The sequence below is a fragment of the Paenibacillus sp. FSL H8-0260 genome, assembly GCF_045040625.1.
Classification (GTDB): Bacteria; Bacillota; Bacilli; order Paenibacillales; family Paenibacillaceae; genus Paenibacillus_AQ; species Paenibacillus_AQ odorifer.
Genome location: NZ_CP150298.1, coordinates 874,216 through 893,981, shown reverse-complemented (window position 1 = coordinate 893,981; position 19,766 = coordinate 874,216). Strand labels below are relative to the sequence as shown.

Here is a 19,766-nt window from a genome sequence, read left to right as displayed (position 1 = left end):
GCTTTTTTAATGGGATTAATCGCCAATAGTTCGGATAATAGTATCAAACGGATCTAATTCCAGGGTTTGTTGTCCATATTCCGTATCGATCGTAGTTTTTTGAAGCTGGTCGCTATTGTTAATCACGACGAGTATTTTACTTTCTGGATAATAAGCACACTCTGTATATAAATTATCCGTAATATACTTTGTTTCCTTTAACTCATTGCCGGCAAAACGGATCACATTTAACAGCAATCTTGTATTTTCAAAGCTTAAGGTGAAAGAAGGCAGGTAGATCCCCGTTCCTTTACCAAAGGCATGGGTGGACAATGTTATCATCCCACTCTTTTCACACAATACCGCTGCTGAGCCATCCGTAAGATAAATGTTATTTTTAGGTGTTATGCTGGCTCCTTCAGGCACTAAACCTTGCTCATCTCTAGCCTCAAATGTCCATCTTCCATGAGCTACCTTGGAGCCTGTATCCTCATCCAGACCAAGCACATGTGCCATTCTGAAAAAGCTGTCATAACCATCAAGCGCCGAAGGCTGATTGATACCTATAAAAGTACCGCCCTCATAAACCCATTCTGTCAGTAAGTCCACGCACTTATGGTCACTCCAATATTCTCCACCACTCCATGCTGAACCTGCCGAGCCGGCATTGATCACTACATCACACTCTTGTAATACTCCCTTACGGATATCTTCAAAATCAATGAACTGCACCTCAACCGGCAACCCGGACAAAGCCTCGTTGATATGAATCAGATCATGCATATACGTTTCATGGAAATGCCCGGACAAGGTCCACGATCTCAATTTGCCCCAAGCGTGCAAAATGGCTACCTTCGTCTTAATGTGATACGGTTTGCCTTTATGATGCAGCTCTTTAATTTCTCTGAATTCATCCGCGATCTTTTCGATATAATCACAAAAATCCGGATAAGGCTCTACAAGATGCAAATATCCGCCCAGTCCAATCCGATCTATAGGCTCTCTGAGCAAGGCGCGCCGGATATTAATCCAATACTTTTTGGCATCGAGCGTAGGGTTACCTCCCTCCATAAACGTAGGAAGCCCTCCCAATCCAACCGGAAATAAATAGGGATGCAGCCGAATCTCATGGGTATCTACTTTTACACCAGAACAAAGCCTTGCCTCATACCCTGAGAACACACATTTAATCATCCCGTCAAAACCAAACTCCTCAAAACGGTCATTGTAAGGCTCCATGCCAACCCAACTATCATCATAGAAGACATACGCCAGCTTATCGTGCTTATGCACAATATCAATTAATTGCTTACCAAATTCGATGACAAAATCATTGATAAATGCCATATAGTCCAGCTTCCGCTGCTGCGCCGGGATATGACTGACCCGATATTTCCCACCATTCACAAAATCCTCGGCCGTGAGCGAATACCCATATTTCTTGGCAAACAGATCAAGCGCCCTTGAGCTTACCGTAAAATCATATGAACCCCAGTCCGAGAACAAATGGCGATTGCGCTCATCACTGCCCCAGATCCAGGCGAAATTATAAAAGAGGGAGGTGAACCGAACCACTGTTGTTTCCTTATGCTTACGACACCAATCTTCAATCCAATGGAGTAAATATTTTTGCGTTTCTACATAGATGGGATCAATCTGCATCAGATGCTCTTTTTCCCAGTGATTCGTGGTGTGATTGTACATGGAGATCTCTTCCCAAATCCGGTAGACCATGAAGCTGACTGTGTATTTATGCCAAGGCGTTATTCCAGTAATGACTACATTTCCCGATTCCCGCTCATAATTCCACAGTTCTCTTGGAACCTCTTCGCCCGTCGTTCGGTCAAAAACCTGCCAGTACTTAAACGCCTCTTTGGAATCATTCACTCGGAATTGTTCAGCAAAAAAATCCTCCATCAGATAGATGGATAAATAATCTTGTACCGCTACCTTCGGATTTGTTATTAAAAAGCTCTGCTGCAGCTTGTCTGAATTCTGGGACGCCCATTCGTTATGATCTCTGATGATGCAGATTGTTGAATAAATGCCGTATCCTGCGTTGATAATCTCATCGGACAACTGTGTGCCGTCACTGTCACGGATGACATCGGCACCCCAACGTTCAGCTAATTCCAGGGTCAATGCCTCATAACCGGATTCTCCCGGCAGTGTAAAGGCCCCCGTTGTTTGTTTGGACAACTTGGATCCCTCCTATTTAAGCATATCGGATAGAAAAGCTAATGCTAAGCCTTGCCCCCAGCCTTGAATCCAGTCTTTTGGAATATTGCGGTATCCTTCCCGATCCTTCATAACCGCTGTTCCGCCAGAGACACCCAGTACCCGTCCATCTTCGCTGATATTGTTCAAAATACCTTTCAGGGCTTTTTGCACATATTTGGTATGCAGCGGATTGCCGTTATTGATCATAGCAGCCGCAATACCGCAAGACGCGGATACTTCTTCATAAGACTCCTCGTCATCGAGTACTGTCCGCCACAGGCCGTTCTCCGTTTGCACCAGCTTGAGTGCGGCCAGCTGATCGCGCAGCGAACACTCCACGTCCATACACTGCGGATACAGATACCATTCTTTCAAAAGCTTTTTAACTTGCGACATGGTGTATGCGCCCCAAGCATTCGCTCTGCCCCAGAATAGTCCAGACATGTGATCCTGCTTCACATTATTGTAGCCATGGTACCAAAACCCGCTGCTAGGATCTTGCAGGTATTTGATATGCCAATAATATTGATTCAAGGCATCTTGGATCATTTCCTGATCCTTTAATTTGCTTCCTACACGGAGCAGGAAAAATGCCGCCATAAACAGGGTATCCGCCCATGCCTGTTCTGGAAAATCATTAGAAATAGAGACGGTATGCTGCAACACATGATCTCCGAATCTAAGCGCATTGTTCTGTAGATAATCTACTTTGCTCATCACAATATCCCAATATTTCTGATTGCCTGTTTCCTCATACAAAGTGATCAGCATATGGCCCATGGCACAGGTATTTACCGTCCAATCCGGCAGACCCAGCTCGATATATTCATCTGCCCACTGGACAAGCATATCCAAATACTCTTTATTTCCTGTAGTTTCATAAGCTCTGGTTACCCCATAATAAGCCACACCACAAGGCCAGTCCCATGTTAAATCCATCGCCATTGTTTTTCTGACCACTTTGTCAATGACCCTTAAAATCTCTTCTCTGTCATAAGTTAATTGAAGCATCTTGTTTCTCCTCTCTTTCGCACACGCCCCCAAAGGCGCTTGAGAGCTGTCCGTCCATATTGTAAACGCTTTACTAACTCTATTGTAAGTAGTAAAATGGTCTGATTCTAAGCATATTCATAACTAAACTGTGCAATTTCAACCATTAACTAGTAGTTCTTATATTTCGGGATTGGCCGTGACTACAGAGAATGTTTGGACTTCCGGCCGCTGTTGTCGTAAGAATTTCTTGATTTTATACCGCTCTTCGCGGTGGAAATCTGCTGACAAAGGCGGACGCTAACGCTCCTACAGTTCCAAACTTCACCTCCGCCACTTTTTTCCCAAATTGTATAATATCAAGTTCTCTTTATATAGTTGAATTTGATATAACGTTAACCTATAATCTACTCAACCTACGTAATAAGAATGGGAGTATTGAGAATATGCCCAGAAAAAAGAAGCCCGTCATTGAATACCGCCACTACAGCTTACCGATAAACTTTCCTATCTTGCTGTTAAGCGGTGAACGTTGGAAGATTTCTGATATTAAAAGTGAACATCTGCATTTCCATAATCATTTGGAGATTGGCATTTGCCATTCGGATAGCGGCATCATGGAGATCAAAGGAGAATCTGTACCTTTTAAAGCCGGAGATGTGACCTTCATCCCTAGGTATCTCCCTCATACAACTTATAGTTCGCCGAATGAAGCCAGTCTGTGGTCTTATATCTTTTTTTCGCCTGAGGATCTTTTTCAGCAATCCTTCAAGAGCGCTTACAGCAACTTTGAGCCGAATCTGTGGGCAATAAAGGGAATAAACTGTATTTTGAACAAAGAGGAACATCCCAAGGTTTATACCCTTGCGACATCGGTCGTGGAGGAATTGAAACAAAAAAATCCTTACTATCAAGAAAGTGCCTACGGCTTATTGTTATCGCTTTATATAGAGCTCCTTAGAATTCATTCCCGGAATGAACCCTTGGTTGATCAAGACACAGAGCATAGCCTGAAGGGCGATTTTGTCATTTCACCTGTTCTGGAATACATCACTAAAAACTACATGATGCCAGTTACCATCGATTTTTTAGCTGATCTGTGCCACCTAAGTACCACTCATTTCCGCAGGAAATTCCATGAGATTATGGGGTCCGCACCTCTCGACTTCCTAAACAGTACCCGTATTGAAGAGGCCTGTAAGCAGTTAAAAAGTACGGATGATTCCATTCTCTCCATCTCTGAGCAAGTCGGTTTTCAGTCCATATCCAGCTTCAACCGATGTTTCTCCAAGCTTATGGGTGAGTCACCTAAACAATGGCGTAAAGGCGCACAATCCGAAGCACAATCCGCTAAAGCGTCTATATTGGAGTTTACGGGGTGGGTATGATCCATTGATCCATTGATCTATTCTAGATCATCTTTCTCCCGATTGTTTTATATAACATGGTTCTTATCTTCTTTAACTGCGCAAAGTTTTCTTCAAATGAAATGCTGTGGGTCAGTGCCAGCCCTTTTGAGAAATCTTTTTTATATAGAAAAATTGATTCCAAATACAAACCTATGACATGAATCTGGTTCCAAGTAGGATAACTTGAATGATGATAGAAGACAGTCAGCGTTTCTAATGCATAAAAATTATGACACCATCTCGCTTCCTCCATTACGTACTTCATTGCCGGTCCATTATTGTTAATCATTATGTCTCGGAATTCATCTAAATGATTAGGCTGAACATCGACATATTCAATTGCATAAAAGGGCTTTACATGCCGTTTTCGCGCGCCTTCCCCTGGTGTAGGGTACGTGCTGTTTGGTGTGGTTACAAGTAACTCCATACGGATTGTTTCGAGCACGAAAGGTATATTCACATTTTTTAAGTTAGGTAAAATGAATTCGGCATCTTCTTTTTCCTTGATCTGCATTAGGATAAGATAATCCCATATAATGAATTCTCCATGTTTTTCGGCTGTTTTGTTATGACTGTAAACTGAAATATCCTCCACAGCATTATTTTGAGTCATGGATCCTAGAACGTCTGTGAGTTGGCTCTTTATTTCTTTTTTCATATGCTTTTTATACTTCTTATCGACTCCGATACTCCAAGCAATATAATAAGTATCATTTTGTGGTGTCAGTTTTAGATTCTCTACGCTTATTTTCTTATCCATTTCTGTTTCCCTTTCTGTACAAGTCCCCAGCCATCGATGTATAATTCGTCTAAGATTTCTAATAGCTCGGAAGGGGTCTGAAGCAAGGCTGCTTATGGTTAATCGTAACGCTGCTTCCCAATAAACGCAAATAAGCCCCCCCCTCTGAACTGCCCCATCAGGCACAACAAAAAGGCATGCGTCCGGTACACTACCGAATTCATACCTAACAAGTCGCCTAATAAAATAAGCTGTTATGTGGTAAGGCTAGCCTTTACTTTACCTCACAAAATCTATTTAACAAGGGAATGATTTGTTCCTTGCTCATAGGGGCGTCGTGCCCCGGGATATACGTAGTAAATGAAAGAGTCGATAAAAGCTCAATATATTCTTTCATTTTTATCGGATCAATTTTACCTTCTCCATGATAATAATCCCCGCTATGTGCATCGCCTGCGAATAATACTCCCGCTTCTTTTATATATACAACACAAGAATCGTCTTCATGTGGCCCTCCTACCTTTATAATCTGGCAAGTGGTGCCCCCTAAATCCAGCGTTAAAGCATTCTCGAACATAATATTTCCTGTGCTAACCTTAATCTTATCAAACGTATCATATTCTTTTTTCATACAGTTATAGGCGAATTCTATTTCTTCTTTGGTCTCTAAGCGTTTTACAACAGCTTCTTCATCCCATTCCCATTCTTTCAGGCGCTTTAGTGCCTCATTCGTTGCTGAAGAGACTATAGTTTCCCCGTCAAAAGCATGCATACCAAAGGTATGATCCCAATGCCAGTGCGTGATCAAAGCATATTTGGGACGTGGCAGATTGTTATCATCTAAACACTTTATAAAGGTATCTAAATGCGATTTTGAATTACCACAATCAATCATAATTGAAAAGCTGTCACCTACAACATATCCCAAAACAGGTCTGTCTGTTTCTCTGACACTTTCCAAATAATAAATAGAGTCATTTATTTTTTTGAGTTCCATCCTATTTTCTCTCCTTTATGGATACAGGTAAAGATACGCTCTATGGGGGAGATGATTACCTATTTATAATGGATGAAGCAGGTGCCATTGAGCAAGGGAGAGTTTAGTTATATTCACAATGTACTACGACGTAGTTCATAAAAATATTGCACAATCGGATGCTTTAACTGCATCTTCTCGCTCATGTTTAAAATCCGCTTTTTCCCAACCCGTCTATCCACTAAAGCCAGAATATTCAATAAGATATCATCGCTCTCTATGCATTCCTCTATAGAAGTAGATAGAAACTTATTAGCTATAACGATAAAATTCGATTTACTTAATGAGGTCTGTGCTGACAAAAGCTCCTTTGCAACTTCTGATATCTTTCTGCTTCTTGCAATGACTATTAGACGATCCTCCGGGATGATCCCTTTACTATCTTTTCTAACCGCTTCAATGTCTTCAGGGTGGATTGGAATTTGGAGTTCTGAATCATTCTTAATCTCCTGCTCCGTCTGATACCATCTGATTGAGTTAGTTCTATCATTCATATTGAGTACGTTCTTTTTATCTACCGAAATATAACAGCTCCCTGATTTATCAGGTAAATAACGGTAGCTGCTTGCGCGATATTCAACCTTGCCGGATAACGCGGGACATAGAAAACTCTCCAGTTGTTGCTTTAATTTGCTCCAGGACATGTATCCTCCAACAAGACGATCTCTTCTCCTCGTCTTTGTCTTATTTTTATATTTTCTTTTCCCCAAGAACACATAACATCCACGATCTTATTGGCTGTAACGCCATATTCCGTGAGGCTGTATTCAACTTTTGGCGGCATCTGCTGGTACACGAATCTTTTGACAAGCCCATCCCTCTCAAGTTCACGAAGCTGCTGGATCAGAACCTTTTGTGAGATGCCTTGAATATTACGCTGTAATTCACTTGTTCTTTTGGCACCGGACATCAAAAAGCAAATGATCAAAGCTTTCCACTTTCCGCCGATGATTTCTAGTGTTGCCTCTATCCCTAAATGATATTGTTTCATAGAATAACACCTCGTTCATGCTGATCAAATTAAGCTTACTCAAAACTTCATTGTTGCATATATTTTTTTCGGAGTCCAGTACACACAATAAAGTAACCATCTTACTTTATTGTGTGTATTTTCTTTTTTTACAACCTGCAAGATAATAATAATATTCATAAATAATATAGGCCTGAGAATGGAGATTCATCATGAAAACACTAGTGATTTTGGCGCATCCGAACCTTGAGAATTCGAGGGTCAACCAGCGCTGGAAAGAGGAACTGCTATTATATCCCAACGATATTACCCTTCATGAGATTTATAAGGAGTACCCTGACTGGAATATTGATGTTTCTAGAGAGCAGAATCTAATGGAAACATATGACCATGCGATCTTTCAATTCCCGTTGTATTGGTACAGTTATCCGCCGCTATTAAAAAAATGGTTTGACGATGTGTTGGCTTACGGATGGGCTTATGGATCAAACGGGAACAAGCTTAACGGGAAAAAGTTAGGGCTGGCCCTGTCCATCGGTGATAAAAAAGAAAATTATCAGCCAGCGGGCTCTGTTTCTTTTACCGTAGACGAAGTGATCGCACCCTTTAAAGCCAGTGCCAAACATGTAGGCGCAGAAGCCCTACCGTACTTTGCTGTTTTTGGAGCTTCATTTCAAGCCAGCGATGAAGAAATTAATACTAGCGCAAAAGAATATATCGAATATATCTTTAATCACCGTATTTGATACAAAACAAATTGGGCTATCCTTAGTCTTGTTCAAAGACTTTAAGGATAGCCCATAGCATTGTTGAAGCGGTCTAAAGATTCTCTGTAGTAAGTGTGAAGCCTTCGATCACGGCATCTTCGTCAACCTCAATCAAAATGCAGCGTCTCCCATGATAATTCACTTGCTTCACATATTTTAAATCCTGCGGGCTGACCGAAATCGTAGCTACCTTTGTATCGATCTTAATCGATTTGGTAGTGAATTTCGGCATCACGCTGCTCGCCTTCATCTCATAATGCTTATCGTCAACGATCGTTTCAAACGCCCGTTCCACTTTTTCCATTGTCACGTTCTCTACGCCACTTACCGTCAGTACACGTTCCAGGTCTCTATAATCGAGCTTTGGAGGTTCTTCCTTATCGTCGTTGGTTTCGATGACCTGATGGATCTCCTCGTACACCTGTGCGAGAGTGGTTGCATCAAGCTGTTCGCCCGCCACTTCCTTCACGATGTCTTCGAATATAGCTCTCTCTTCCAGTGCTGTCATGGATCTTTCGGCATTCAAGACCTCTCCGACAAAATGCGGATCTGGAAAGTTCGATTTCCCCGTACAATACAGAATGCGGTTCACATCGGAATAATTGTCCGTCACGCTTGGGTAAAAGAAACCTTGCTCCGGCGTACTTAATTTGACTATCGGATCTACAATGACATTGTACTTGAACTCCCGCTCCACGTAATCAAACAAGAGAGCTTTCCGTTGTTTCTCCGTGGAATTCACGCTGCATAGGATAAAAGGATGCGCGAATAGTTCGTTTTTCTCACTTTCCTCGGCTTCATCGTTTCTATCTTTAGTCGGGCGGAAATACTGTCCGCGAACGAAAGTGATCACCGTATCCCGTTCATAATGAGTATCCGCCATCATTCTGTCCACCAACAGTAGCATCAGGTCCTGCCATTCATCCGGATCCCCTGTCACCAAAGCTTGATGAAGCATCACCTGCGCTGGCTCCTCCGCTTCCGCTTGAAATTTCAACTCGAACAATTTCTGATCCAGTTCACCGGTCAGAAGTTTTTTGAAATTGCCCATATACAGCTCCTGCTTCTCTCTGTCCACCATTCCAAATGGCTGGCGCTCCCAATGATAGATCTCGTTGCTTTCCTTCATAATATACACGTTGAGAATATCGTAAATACTCATTAAATCGTGATCCAGCTTAAATTGCTTGCGTATATGCGCGACTTCTTTCTTTATCATGATTCGTTAGACAACTCCTAGGAAGATTAATTGGTCTTTTCAGTATAAAGGATAAAAAAAAGCTTCGCTATACTAGTTGAACTTAAGATTTTTCTATTAAGGTAAGTTCGTGACTCCCGTGAATGTTTGGACTTCCGGCCGCTGTTGTCACCAGATTTCTCGAATATTACCATGTTTCATGGTTGAAATCCGGTGACAAAGGCGGACACTACGTTCCTACAGTTCCAAACTTATCGCATGCTCTAATGCATAGTCTTCAAGCTGAATATCTACCTGTTGATTCATGGCCAGCTTGGCTAGCTGTTCACCAAGAAAGGGCCCCATCGTTAATCCGGATGATCCTAGTCCATTAGCAACAATTAGTTTATTCCATCCTTGAACCCTGCCCAACACGGGAAGAAAATCTGCTGTAAATGGACGGAACCCTACTCTTATCTCATTTAGGCTACAATCCGCAAGACCGGAAGCCGTTTGCAGACCTTTATTTAGAATTTCTTGCATTCCTCCTGCGGTTACAGCAGTATCATAACCTACGACATCATTTTCGTGAGTAGCACCTACCACGATATTTTGATCCGCAAATGCGAGTATATATTGATCTGTAGGCGGCATTACCACCGGCCATTGCTCTGTACTCGCTTGTTGAGCAAGCTTCAAATGCATAATTTGAGCTTTTTGATAACGCACCTGAAGCATGATCCCAAGCGGATGAAGCAAAGCGTTAGACCAAGCCCCTGCGCACACAATCACTTCATCCGCTGTGAATGTCTGTTCTCCTACGCTAACCCCTTTAATTTCATGATCAGCATGCTCTAAAATAGCATCGCCCTCAATCATTTGCGCACCATTACGCTGAGCAGCCCTTAGCAAAGCATCACGTAATTCACGTCCGTTCACTCTTGCTGCACCGGATACATGCAGCGCATGGTAACCTTCCGACAATAATGGAAACTTCTCTTGCGCTTCAAGATCCGTCAGCATCGTAAGTTCCCCTATTTCAGGGGCGTCCTCTCTGCGCAGCTCCGCTCTTTCTTTCATCGCGAGTAACTTTTTCAAATCCTCATGGATACATATCGCTCCAACTTTTGCGTATCCAGTCTCGGTTTCTCCAGCCTCTTCCAACTCTTGAATAAGTGCCGGATAAAAGCTTGCTCCCGCTTTAGCAAGACGATACCATGCTTTGTTTCTGCGTTGAGACAACCATGGACAAATAATCCCTGCTGCTGCATCCGTTGCTTGTCCAACATCCTTACGATCTATAATGATGACCTCAGCACCTAACTTACTTAGCTGATAAGCTGCTGAAGCCCCTAATATGCCTGCACCAATTACAATAACCTTGTTCATATTCGAAGTCCCTTCAGTTATTCATTTTTTTAATCATTCACTACTTACCCATTGTATCTTAAATTTGACATTTCTAATGAATTATCGTACTATAAATTCCACTCAGTTAAAAGTACTTTAATTTAAGTACTAAAATAAAAGTGTTATTCAGAAGAAAGAAGGAATACAGTTGAAGTTTTCACAGTTTTTGAAGTCCAAAGGGGCCATCGGTTCTATTTTTATGGGTGTGTTCTATGCCATTGCGATGCTTGGTATTTTCTTACCAGGGTATACAGCACTTCCAGGGAACATGGATGATTTAAAAATTGCTATTGTCAATGATGATGCAGGTCAATATGGGGCTCAGATTTCGAGTCAGTTCTCGAAGAGTTTACCATTCAAAACGATAAAAACCGATGTATCGAATAAAAAAGCGATGGATGAATTAGAACATAATAAGTTAGCTCTAGTTGTCCATATTCCAGAAGAATTTTCTGCCAACGTCCAAAGCGGTAAGGTATCCGCAAGTATTGATTTCACAGTCAACGAAGCTTCTGCCACCATGGTATCTTCAGCCATGTCTTCCGTTGTAGGAGAAATTAACAAACAATTAAGCGCGAACTTCTCAGAGCAAACCGCAAAAGGTGTGTTAATGAACTTTAACGTACCAGAAGAACAAGCCACCGCAATGGCTACACAAATTGAAAATAGTTATGTCGGGAATTATGTTGTCATCAATGATGTTCCGGACGGCATGCACAACAACATGTTACCTATGTTCTTAACTATGGCTGGTTATGTTGGGGCAATGATTGCCTCCATGCAATTAGTTGCTTCTTTTAAAGCGAACCGCGGGAAAGCAAGCAAGACAAAACTGTTTATGTTCGTTCAATTGACAGCTTTATTAATCGCTGTATTATCAACAGTCGTTGCTTTAACCATTGCCTTCTCTGTTGCAGATGTAGACCTATCTTTACTGTTACCAGTTGCTGCTCAGCAAATTCTAATGTATATGGCTGCATTTAACGTGTGTGCGATTATGGTCTTCCTAGTTGGCGAAGGCGGTATGGTCTTAAATATTCCAATCCTGCTCATGCAAACCATCGCCAATGGTGCTACCATGCCTCGTGATATGATGTATACACCATACGATTGGTTCGGCCGCATCACCCCGATGTATTATTCTGTGCAAGCTTATTTGGCACAAATGTTTGGTTCTATTAGTCCAGCACCCTTCTTATGGGGATTAGCAGGCGTATTTGCCGGGGCTATGATGATTAACATTGTAATCGTCCGGTTTGTTCATAAACCTGTACCTGTGACTAAAGAAACTATACTGCCCGTTGAAGTTAAAAATACAGCTGAAATAACCGCCTAGGTTTGGTAAGATAGAGTTTAGCCAACAATTAGGAGTGGGTTCTGTGATGTCAATTCAAATTTATATCTTAAGTAAGTTAATGGATGAAAATAATTATCCTTATAAATTAAAAAAAGAACTATCCACCCCTATTCCTTTTGATAAATTGCTCAATCTATCTGAAAGCAAACTATATTATCACTTTGAATCTCTTACGAAACAGGGCTTAGTTGAACAGGTAGAGATTATCAAAGAAGAACATCGTCCAGACAAACAGGTGTTTTCCATTACCGATAAAGGGCGCAAGCAGCTCCCGCTCAAAATTTATAAGGTAATAGAAGATGCAGAATCTATTTCAGATATGATTGTCGCTCTTGTGAATCTTCGTTTTGTAGAGACTGATAAAGTGATCCCGATTATCGAGAAGAAAATTGAACAGTCACTTATAAAAAAAGATCAATTAAATCAAATCTACCAGCAAATAGATGTAGATAGCTCCACTCGTGAAAGTGTAGATTTCATGGAAAGCTACTACGCTTCTCAACTTGAGCAATCTATACACTGGTGGAAAGTTCTTTTAGAAAAGCTGAAAACGAAAACGATATAAAAAAGAATGCCTTGGATTATTGCATAATCAAGGCATTCTTTTTTTATTTCCAGCATCAATCACACAATAGCTTTTTTCAGTTATTCACTTTTAATTAATAAATATAAAAAGTATGGAGCACCGATTAAAGCCACGATTACTCCTGCTGGTATTTCAGTATTGGCTACTACCATTTTACCAAGCGCATCTGCAATAACAACTAATCCGCCACCGATTAATAAACATGCGGGAATCATTATTTTATGGCCACGAAAGAGTCGTCTAACTAAATGTGGAACTACTAAACCTACGAATCCAATACTTCCACTAACGGCAACCGCTGGTGCCGCCAATAAGACACTACACACTAAAAACCAAACACGATACTTATTTAGAGATACCCCTAAACTAATGACTACAGGATCGTTAAGCCTTAGTACATCCAATATAAGATGATTCCGAATTAATAAAGGCACAATAAGAAGTAACCAAGGCAGCATAGCATACACGTGGCTCCAATTACTATTCCCTATGTTCCCTGCCAGCCACACCTTAATCATCTGATATTGCGAAGGATCTAGTACGAAGGTTAACACAATCATAAATGCACTAATCGCAGCCGCAACAGCAATACCAGTATAAATTAATCGAATGGGAATAATGCCTTGATTGCGATCATAGGAAAGCATAAATAATAGAGCGACAACGATAAATCCGCCCAATAAAGCATACAGTGGCTGAACATAAGTATGTAAGCCGGTTGAGCTATTTTGTAACAGCAAAAATAACATCATGGATAATCCGGCACCAGCATTTATCCCCAATATGCCCGGGTCTGCTAAAGCATTTCGGCTTATGGCTTGCAGCAGCATTCCTGCTATTGCCAACGCGCCACCTACTAGAAAACCCAAGATCATACGTGGAATACGAAACTGAAAAAGTACAAGCTCCTGCCTCGGTGTTCCCTTTCCTAATACGGTTTGCCATAACTCTTGTAAGCTTAAGCTGCTTTGACCAGTAGATACACTATATATAAAGCCTAGCAGTAAAATGATTGCTATAATTATAAACTTCCATCTTAGCTTCACTATAGCTCCCGCCTTTCTTTACGAGCCAAATATAGAAAGAACGGAACACCAATAACCGCAATTACAGCACCTACAGGGATTTCATAAGGGGCATTTACGATACGTGCCACTAAATCAGCAAGCACAACAAGGGTGGCTCCCAGAATTGCGGATAATGGAATAATATAACGATAATCCACACCCACTATGTAACGTACCAAATGAGGAGCAATTAAGCCCACAAAGCTTACAGATCCGGCTAAAGCACATGAGATCCCAGCTAACATGAATGCGGCTAAAAGCGAGAGATTTTTGATAAGTTTTATATTAACGCCTAACCCTTCCGCTGTCTCATCCCCTACAGAAAGTATAGTAATCGACTTTGAAATTACGATGGCAAGTAATAGCGCAAGAAGCATCCAAGGCAACATTTGCTGTAGATGGGCCATGCTAATGCCACTTAAACCTCCTCCATACCAAAAAGCCACCTGCTGTGCCACTGAAAAAAAGATACTTATTCCTTCACTTAGGGCAGTTAGCATAGCAGAGATGGCAGCACCCGCCAATACAAGCCGAATAGGCGTCATGCCTCGTTTACTTAATAAGCCCACACTAAAGACTAAACCTGCGCCCAATCCCGCACCTAGAATACAGAGCCAAAGTGTACCTGTGAATGAAATCGTCGGCAGGAAAACCATAGCAATAACTAACGTGACCCCGGCCCCAGCATTTAATCCAAGAATCCCCGAATCGGCTAAAGGATTGCGACTAATCCCTTGAATAATTGCTCCACTTACTGCAAATCCAGCGCCCGTTGCCATAGCGGCAAGTACCCGGGGTAAACGAATCGACTGGATCACCTGATGAGTAGACGCCTTATCATCAAAAGCGATGATCGACATGAATACATCTGCGAAGGGTATTTTTTTCGCGCCAAGGGCCATAGCAAGCACTAATACGCCTATTAATAGGAGGAGCATGAGGATTAGCAATAATAAAAAGGAGAACTTTTTTTCTCCTGCTAGTGATGATTTCTGAACATTTGCGGCCAATGTTTCCAACCCTTTCCCTTCACTTTACAAAAAGAGCCAGCCAAGGGCCAGCTCAGATGCAAACGAATATGATTTCTATCTAACTTAAGTCAGAGGATGTGGTAAGCAAAAATTTGACGGCCCGACTAATCGCACCCGAGATTACGCTCACATGCTCCTCTTGCTCAAGCAATGCCCAGCTTACTTCGAAGCTTGGAAGGTGTAAGGCCATCATGCTGTTACATAAATCCAAGCTATCCTTGACCATATAATCCAGCTCTTCTCCACCGGCAATCATAAGCGTTTTAGGTAACTGACTTAGCGTATTGCTGTGTAAATCAGCTTTAAAATTCTCATACTCCTTTAAAAGTGCGTAATCATTCCACCAGATGGAAGCACTACTCGCAATATAATGTGAGAACAACGTGGGTTGTGTAAACAAAGCATGCAGAACAAATAATCCGCCAAAGGAATGACCAAACAATGCTTGCTTCTGCTTATTGATAACGAACCGCTGGGCAATGGCTGGCATTAACTCTTTTTCAAAAAAAGCTAGCAGCTCATCTGCCCCGCCAAATTCAGGCCAAGGCTCCCCGTTGGGACGTTTCGGTAAATTCGCGAGCTCAGCTGGCATGGTTAAATCATAGGTTCGACGCACGGTATCAAACGCCTCACCTCCAGGATAACCAATGCCAACAACAATCGCGGGTGGATAGCCTTTAGGCTTACGCGTCAGCAATCGGGTGATTTCAGCAGCGGTTTCAAAAAGCCCATTGCCGTCAAGAACATAAATGGCGCCGTAGCCATCTTTTGCAGGCTCATCCAAAGGTTTGGCAATAAAAATTTCATAGTCCTTATTGTTAGCTTTACTCGTGATCAGCATCGTTTCATAGTTTGGTTTTACGTACGGTTTGATAATCATGGCAGCAGGAACGCTACAATATCGTCCATCGTTTTTTGATAAGCAATTAATCCACTGGATCTCCAGTGATCGCCATCCACCTCGAACACTTTACCTGCTTGAACTGCAGGCAGCGCCTTCCATAAAGGACTAGCTTTAATGTCTGCCAGGAAAGCATCTCCCAGACCATCATTATCGTTAATAAAGATATAATCCGCGTCTAAATCAGACAACATTTCCAGCGAAATATCAGCGGACATTTCACCTTCTACAAGAGCACTTTGAGCAAAGCCTAGCTCACTCAGCACATAACCCCCGTAATGGAAGTTACCCACTAAAAAGATTGCACGGGCATTCGCATTAATATAAATTGCTTTTTTACCGGCAGAAACGCTGGCTAACTGTGCTTTAGTTGCTTCTAGCTTTGTATTGTAAGCAGCAATAGCTTCTGTTGCTTTATCCTCTAAACCTAGCAATTTCGCAATCGTTTCTGTGGCCTCCACTACATTGCCGAGTGCATTCTTAAACACGTAAGTTGGAGCAATTTGCGAGTAGTTTTCATAAACACCATTTTGTGCATAAAAAGCAGTGGGGAATATAATTAATTCCGGCTCCAAATCTACTACAGATTCTGGAGAGGGAACACCATTAGCGAAGCTGATTTCTTTTACACCACTTAACGTATCCTGTAGATACTGCTGCGGTCTTTCACCCGTGGACCATTGGGCTACTGGGGTTACACCAAGGGTAACTAAGTAATCCTCTAGACCAGGGGCATACACCTTTTGTACAGTCCCCGGAATGTTTACTGTATTGCCTACTTGGTCAGTTACTACAAACGCTTCTCTAGCCGCTACTTCCGGTTCTTGTACAGCGGGTTCCTCCGTTGCAGTTGCACTCGCTTCACTGGTTGTTACTGGAGTATCTGTTGCTTGCTGATCAGCTGTATTATTGCCGCCGCAAGCTGTCAGTAGAATGGATAATAAACCAACCATTACAACATAACTTATTGTTTTTGTATTAAACCCCTTCATGATAGACCTTCCCTCTTTCCTATATTCTCAATAATAATCATTCTCAGTATTGAGTGTATAAGAGATAGGACGCATTGACCATGTAACATCTTATGATTAGACATGTACATTTTCAAGGTATCATCATTACTGCAACTTCCTCTAGCATCCGCTTTAAAGCTACAGGCGAATATTCAAACCAAGGATCGGAGTGAATAACATAGATTTGTTGCTGCTTAATAGCCTCTAACTGTCTGAACCCAACCTCTCTCTGCAAATGATGCCATGTTGCTCGTGACTCATCATCGGGGCAGATAATCGTAAACAGCTTATCTACCTTCAATTTACCTAATTCATCAAAAGTAATCTCAGTATTATATAGACCGGGCTGCTCATAACTAGATTCCGCTCCCAAATCCTGAAATAAAAGATGCTGAATGCCTGTATTACAATAAGCAAAGATTTGCTGCTGATAGATACGTATAACTAGAACTTTAGGTGGTGTAGAGGTCCAGTCTAACCTGCGCCGAACGTCTTCCAATCTTGCCCTATACTGTGTGATCCACTGTTTCGCTTCTTCTTGTTTATTTAGTCGGGCAGCAAGTTCAGTTAAGGCTACTAAACAATCTTGCTTATCATCCAGCCAATAGATTGGAAAATGATCCTCTATCCGTTTTACCAGCTCTGACGACAAATCTTTGGGAGAAATAAGAAGATCAATTGGCAAATGCAATAGCTCATTGGGGCTGCAATAATTTTTGTTTTGCGTCAAGGTTACCTTATGCTCGATTTCTTGCGCCCACAAATTATAGTAGTACGGTGTCCACTTTGCACTTAAAGGTGCAGCAAACGGGATGATCCCTGCCGCGTGTAGATACCCCATCATGTTCCCAGTTACAACACCGATATTTGATTTTTGCTGGCTGGAATACATCGTTGGCGAGATCCCTTCAACCTTTTTGAACACTCGGCTAAAATAAAACTCATCACTATATCCAACCGCTTCTGCTATAAACTTCAAGCGAACGTCTTCCTTTTGCAATAATTGTTTAGCCTTTTGAATCCGCAGCTGGGTAACATACTCCATTGGACTTTGTATATATTCCTGTTTAAACGCCGAGGAAAAATAACTGGAACTAAGACCAGAAAGATTAGCTAAATGTGCTAAAGACAGGTGCTTCGTGAAATTCTCTTCTATATATTTTCTAACCTCGCTTAAATCCGTCTTTTGCGATTGTTTTTGCATTCTGTCACCTCTTTACTGCTTATATAAATGCACTTAACTCTTTATTCATTCATCAATTGATAATCATTATCAATTATACTTTTGTTTTTGGGGGGTGGCAATGGTTGGGGAACGTTCTATAAAAGTGTGCTCAAAAAAGAAGACGCTCAGGGGACTAATCCCCTCGCGTCTTCTGTCTGTAACTATAGGCTGCTGCTGCCCAGAGTAAGTCTTTTATTTTGAATCTACAGCCGGAGCCGGAGCCGGAGCCGGAGCTGCAACTGCTGCGCCATTCTTTTGCGAGTTCTCCTTCACTTGACCTTGCTCTAAAGGCTGAACAGGCGCACCAATGTTAAAGCTATCAATGATTTTCCCTAGTGTAGCTTGGTCAAAGTCTACTTGGGAATACAACTCTACTGTATAGCCATCCTCTTCCCAAATCACAATTCCATTTGCATAATAAACCTTAGTCCCGTTAATTACTTCTGTCTTCACTTCTTCCGTAGTGCTGATCCCATTGTCCCCGCCCTTGGAGATTAGAAAATTCACAGCATTCTCACCGGAATTATACTGCACTTCAACCATGCTGGTCCCCTGAAGAACACAATTCACAAACTCATAGTCTCCCATCCAATCGGGTGCCGGGAAGTTCATGCCAAGTGCTGCACGTGCTTCATCTAGGCTCAACTTAGCTGCAACCGGCAATTCAATGACCGCATTCTCCCCACCTTGGGCATCTTCAGATGGAGTCATTGACTGTGCAGCCGATGGGATTTCCTTATCGTATTGTGTGATTTCGAGATTTCCCACTTCAAACTTTGCCATGATCGACTGGAACATATCCTGTGCATAGGAGGTTGCAGAGAATGCTCCACCCAGACAAATTACTGCACTGCCAATCACTATTGCATTTCTCCAGCTGCTTTTTTTCATCGTTATCCCGTCCTTTATCTCTGATTGGGGGTTAAGTGCCCCATGGTCCAATTTGTATATCAAGCGGTTATAGATTCTTTCTTTGGCGGTAGTGCTGCCCTGTTCGGCATTCTCAAGCAGTTCTATGGTCTTGTTGAATTTGGTGAGATCATCTTTCTTATTCATTTTTGAACCCTCCTGCCTTTAAGGAAATATGCAGTTTTTTCAAGCTTCTATATACTACGACACCGATATTGGACTCACTAACTCCCATGATCTGTGCAATTTCGGAATTTTTCAGCCCAGCCCCATATTTCATTGCAATGATATTGCGTTCCTTCTCACGCAGCTTGGAGAGCGCCTTGAACAGTGCTTGATTATTATCCTCACGGATCGCCAGCTCCTCAGGAGACGGCTTGGGAAATATAAGTTCCAGCAACGAATCCAGTGAGGTATAGCTTCTTTTCTTCTGCGCCCGAAAGTAATCCGTCACAGCATTTCTTACAATGGCAAACAGCCACACCTCAAAATTGGATTTTTCTTGTGAAAAACTATAATACTTACACATCACAGTCTCAAACACCTGACTGCATATGTCCTCTGCCGCGTGGTGGTTATTAATCCGATAACAGATATATTTGTAAACACGTTGGTAGTACGTATCATACATCCGGGTAAATTCCTCTTTGGACATGATAGCTTCACGTGATCTTTCGGTATTCATGTAACGCTCCACTTTACCCTGGATAACCTCCATCTCCACCCTCCTTCCACCTCACCTTCATCGAAAAGCTAAACAAATTGCGCAATTTGTTGTGAAGAAACTTACATATGTTAATACGGAGAAACGCCCAAACCATTAACAAATGTTTTGATGTAATCGTGGAATGGCAAAAAACCATCATACAACTTATAGTTCACCAAATGGAGACTAGGGACCTTTTTCAACGTTGGTTCATGAGATTAACAATCACAACACAAAAAACGCAACCCCGAAAGGCTGCGTTAACGTTAACCCC

Annotated in this window: 19 protein-coding genes; 4 read left to right on the top strand and 15 right to left on the bottom strand. The window is 41.9% G+C overall.

All coding sequences use genetic code 11. The features are described from left to right. Nucleotides 1–15: 15 nt before the first annotated feature. A complete protein-coding gene (gene gnpA, locus MHI51_RS03880) occupies nt 16–2,178 on the bottom strand; it encodes a 1,3-beta-galactosyl-N-acetylhexosamine phosphorylase (RefSeq protein WP_076276968.1) in 2,163 nt (720 codons plus the stop codon). A 12-nt stretch (nt 2,179–2,190) separates the two neighbouring features. Further along, nucleotides 2,191–3,210 (bottom strand): glycoside hydrolase family 88 protein, encoded by a 1,020-nt coding sequence (locus MHI51_RS03875; protein WP_076128555.1) that lies wholly within the window; start codon nt 3,208–3,210, stop codon nt 2,191–2,193. 425 nt (nt 3,211–3,635) lie between these two features. On the opposite strand from MHI51_RS03875, the gene MHI51_RS03870 reads away from it, so the two are divergent. Further along, a complete protein-coding gene (locus MHI51_RS03870) occupies nt 3,636–4,577 on the top strand; it encodes an AraC family transcriptional regulator (RefSeq protein WP_076276967.1) in 942 nt (313 codons plus the stop codon). A 22-nt stretch (nt 4,578–4,599) separates the two neighbouring features. Here the strand turns inward: MHI51_RS03870 and MHI51_RS03865 are convergent, their stop codons facing one another. From MHI51_RS03865 to MHI51_RS03850, 4 genes are all read right to left on the bottom strand, one after another. Further along, the gene (locus MHI51_RS03865; RefSeq protein ID WP_076276966.1) at nt 4,600–5,358 is read right to left on the bottom strand and encodes a hypothetical protein; all 759 of its coding nucleotides are present in this window, start codon (nt 5,356–5,358) and stop codon (nt 4,600–4,602) included. A gap of 253 nt (nt 5,359–5,611) precedes the next feature. Next, nucleotides 5,612–6,334, bottom strand: a complete 723-nt coding sequence (locus MHI51_RS03860) for an MBL fold metallo-hydrolase (protein ID WP_076276965.1) — start codon at nt 6,332–6,334, stop codon at nt 5,612–5,614. A 113-nt stretch (nt 6,335–6,447) separates the two neighbouring features. Then, nucleotides 6,448–7,017 (bottom strand): hypothetical protein, encoded by a 570-nt coding sequence (locus MHI51_RS03855; RefSeq protein WP_076276964.1) that lies wholly within the window; start codon nt 7,015–7,017, stop codon nt 6,448–6,450. Continuing rightward, nucleotides 6,999–7,364: a helix-turn-helix domain-containing protein gene (locus tag MHI51_RS03850; protein ID WP_076128545.1), complete on the bottom strand. Its 366-nt coding sequence runs from the start codon at nt 7,362–7,364 to the stop codon at nt 6,999–7,001. The genes MHI51_RS03855 and MHI51_RS03850 overlap by 19 nt, the downstream gene beginning before the upstream one ends. Nucleotides 7,365–7,555: 191 nt before the next feature. Between MHI51_RS03850 and MHI51_RS03845 the strand changes: the two genes are divergently transcribed. Further along, entirely contained in the window at nt 7,556–8,089 is a 534-nt protein-coding gene (locus tag MHI51_RS03845) for an NAD(P)H-dependent oxidoreductase (RefSeq protein WP_405173614.1), read from the top strand. A 73-nt stretch (nt 8,090–8,162) separates the two neighbouring features. On the opposite strand, the gene MHI51_RS03840 is transcribed toward MHI51_RS03845, so the two are convergent. Together MHI51_RS03840 and MHI51_RS03835 are read right to left on the bottom strand one after the other, a co-directional pair. Beyond that, nucleotides 8,163–9,329 (bottom strand): DUF4317 domain-containing protein, encoded by a 1,167-nt coding sequence (locus tag MHI51_RS03840; protein WP_076185135.1) that lies wholly within the window; start codon nt 9,327–9,329, stop codon nt 8,163–8,165. A 216-nt stretch (nt 9,330–9,545) separates the two neighbouring features. Then, on the bottom strand, nt 9,546–10,676 hold the full coding sequence (locus tag MHI51_RS03835; RefSeq protein ID WP_405173613.1) for an NAD(P)/FAD-dependent oxidoreductase: 1,131 nt from the start codon (nt 10,674–10,676) through the stop codon (nt 9,546–9,548). Between the two features lie 169 nt (nt 10,677–10,845). On the opposite strand from MHI51_RS03835, the gene MHI51_RS03830 reads away from it, so the two are divergent. Both MHI51_RS03830 and MHI51_RS03825 read left to right on the top strand, forming a co-directional pair. Beyond that, nucleotides 10,846–12,033: a YhgE/Pip domain-containing protein gene (locus tag MHI51_RS03830; protein ID WP_405173612.1), complete on the top strand. Its 1,188-nt coding sequence runs from the start codon at nt 10,846–10,848 to the stop codon at nt 12,031–12,033. Between the two features lie 46 nt (nt 12,034–12,079). Continuing rightward, nucleotides 12,080–12,619: a PadR family transcriptional regulator gene (locus tag MHI51_RS03825; RefSeq protein ID WP_076128531.1), complete on the top strand. Its 540-nt coding sequence runs from the start codon at nt 12,080–12,082 to the stop codon at nt 12,617–12,619. A gap of 80 nt (nt 12,620–12,699) precedes the next feature. Here MHI51_RS03825 and MHI51_RS03820 read toward each other — a convergent pair whose 3' ends face one another. The 7 genes from MHI51_RS03820 to MHI51_RS03790 form a co-directional block, all read right to left on the bottom strand. Then, nucleotides 12,700–13,686 (bottom strand): iron ABC transporter permease, encoded by a 987-nt coding sequence (locus tag MHI51_RS03820; RefSeq protein WP_170914305.1) that lies wholly within the window; start codon nt 13,684–13,686, stop codon nt 12,700–12,702. Then, entirely contained in the window at nt 13,686–14,726 is a 1,041-nt protein-coding gene (locus MHI51_RS03815; protein WP_036684813.1) for an iron ABC transporter permease, read from the bottom strand. The genes MHI51_RS03820 and MHI51_RS03815 overlap by 1 nt, the downstream gene beginning before the upstream one ends. A gap of 70 nt (nt 14,727–14,796) precedes the next feature. Beyond that, nucleotides 14,797–15,618, bottom strand: a complete 822-nt coding sequence (locus MHI51_RS03810; RefSeq protein ID WP_341001162.1) for an alpha/beta hydrolase-fold protein — start codon at nt 15,616–15,618, stop codon at nt 14,797–14,799. Then, the gene (locus MHI51_RS03805; RefSeq protein WP_076219492.1) at nt 15,615–16,631 is read right to left on the bottom strand and encodes an ABC transporter substrate-binding protein; all 1,017 of its coding nucleotides are present in this window, start codon (nt 16,629–16,631) and stop codon (nt 15,615–15,617) included. Before MHI51_RS03805 ends, MHI51_RS03810 begins: the two co-directional genes overlap by 4 nt. A 112-nt stretch (nt 16,632–16,743) precedes the next feature. Further along, a complete protein-coding gene (locus MHI51_RS03800) occupies nt 16,744–17,856 on the bottom strand; it encodes a helix-turn-helix domain-containing protein (RefSeq protein WP_405173611.1) in 1,113 nt (370 codons plus the stop codon). A 213-nt stretch (nt 17,857–18,069) separates the two neighbouring features. Beyond that, on the bottom strand, nt 18,070–18,933 hold the full coding sequence (locus MHI51_RS03795; RefSeq protein WP_405173610.1) for a hypothetical protein: 864 nt from the start codon (nt 18,931–18,933) through the stop codon (nt 18,070–18,072). Then, nucleotides 18,926–19,504, bottom strand: a complete 579-nt coding sequence (locus tag MHI51_RS03790; RefSeq protein ID WP_081383426.1) for a sigma-70 family RNA polymerase sigma factor — start codon at nt 19,502–19,504, stop codon at nt 18,926–18,928. The genes MHI51_RS03795 and MHI51_RS03790 overlap by 8 nt, the downstream gene beginning before the upstream one ends. Nucleotides 19,505–19,766 lie beyond the last annotated feature (262 nt).

What these genes read in the sequence shown, in the direction of transcription:
- MHI51_RS03840 (WP_076185135.1), bottom strand. Translation starts at nt 9,329, where the DNA reads ATGATAAAGAAAGAAGTCGCGCATATACGCAAGCAATTTAAGCTGGAT.
- MHI51_RS03795 (WP_405173610.1), bottom strand. Translation starts at nt 18,933, where the DNA reads ATGAATAAGAAAGATGATCTCACCAAATTCAACAAGACCATAGAACTG.
- MHI51_RS03835 (WP_405173613.1), bottom strand. Translation starts at nt 10,676, where the DNA reads ATGAACAAGGTTATTGTAATTGGTGCAGGCATATTAGGGGCTTCAGCA.
- MHI51_RS03860 (WP_076276965.1), bottom strand. Translation starts at nt 6,334, where the DNA reads ATGGAACTCAAAAAAATAAATGACTCTATTTATTATTTGGAAAGTGTC.
- MHI51_RS03870 (WP_076276967.1), top strand. Translation starts at nt 3,636, where the DNA reads ATGCCCAGAAAAAAGAAGCCCGTCATTGAATACCGCCACTACAGCTTA.
- MHI51_RS03825 (WP_076128531.1), top strand. Translation starts at nt 12,080, where the DNA reads ATGTCAATTCAAATTTATATCTTAAGTAAGTTAATGGATGAAAATAAT.
- MHI51_RS03855 (WP_076276964.1), bottom strand. Translation starts at nt 7,017, where the DNA reads ATGTCCTGGAGCAAATTAAAGCAACAACTGGAGAGTTTTCTATGTCCC.
- MHI51_RS03865 (WP_076276966.1), bottom strand. Translation starts at nt 5,358, where the DNA reads ATGGATAAGAAAATAAGCGTAGAGAATCTAAAACTGACACCACAAAAT.
- MHI51_RS03805 (WP_076219492.1), bottom strand. Translation starts at nt 16,631, where the DNA reads ATGAAGGGGTTTAATACAAAAACAATAAGTTATGTTGTAATGGTTGGT.
- MHI51_RS03810 (WP_341001162.1), bottom strand. Translation starts at nt 15,618, where the DNA reads ATGATTATCAAACCGTACGTAAAACCAAACTATGAAACGATGCTGATC.
- MHI51_RS03845 (WP_405173614.1), top strand. Translation starts at nt 7,556, where the DNA reads ATGAAAACACTAGTGATTTTGGCGCATCCGAACCTTGAGAATTCGAGG.
- MHI51_RS03875 (WP_076128555.1), bottom strand. Translation starts at nt 3,210, where the DNA reads ATGCTTCAATTAACTTATGACAGAGAAGAGATTTTAAGGGTCATTGAC.
- MHI51_RS03790 (WP_081383426.1), bottom strand. Translation starts at nt 19,504, where the DNA reads ATGGAGGTTATCCAGGGTAAAGTGGAGCGTTACATGAATACCGAAAGA.
- MHI51_RS03800 (WP_405173611.1), bottom strand. Translation starts at nt 17,856, where the DNA reads ATGCAAAAACAATCGCAAAAGACGGATTTAAGCGAGGTTAGAAAATAT.
- MHI51_RS03850 (WP_076128545.1), bottom strand. Translation starts at nt 7,364, where the DNA reads ATGAAACAATATCATTTAGGGATAGAGGCAACACTAGAAATCATCGGC.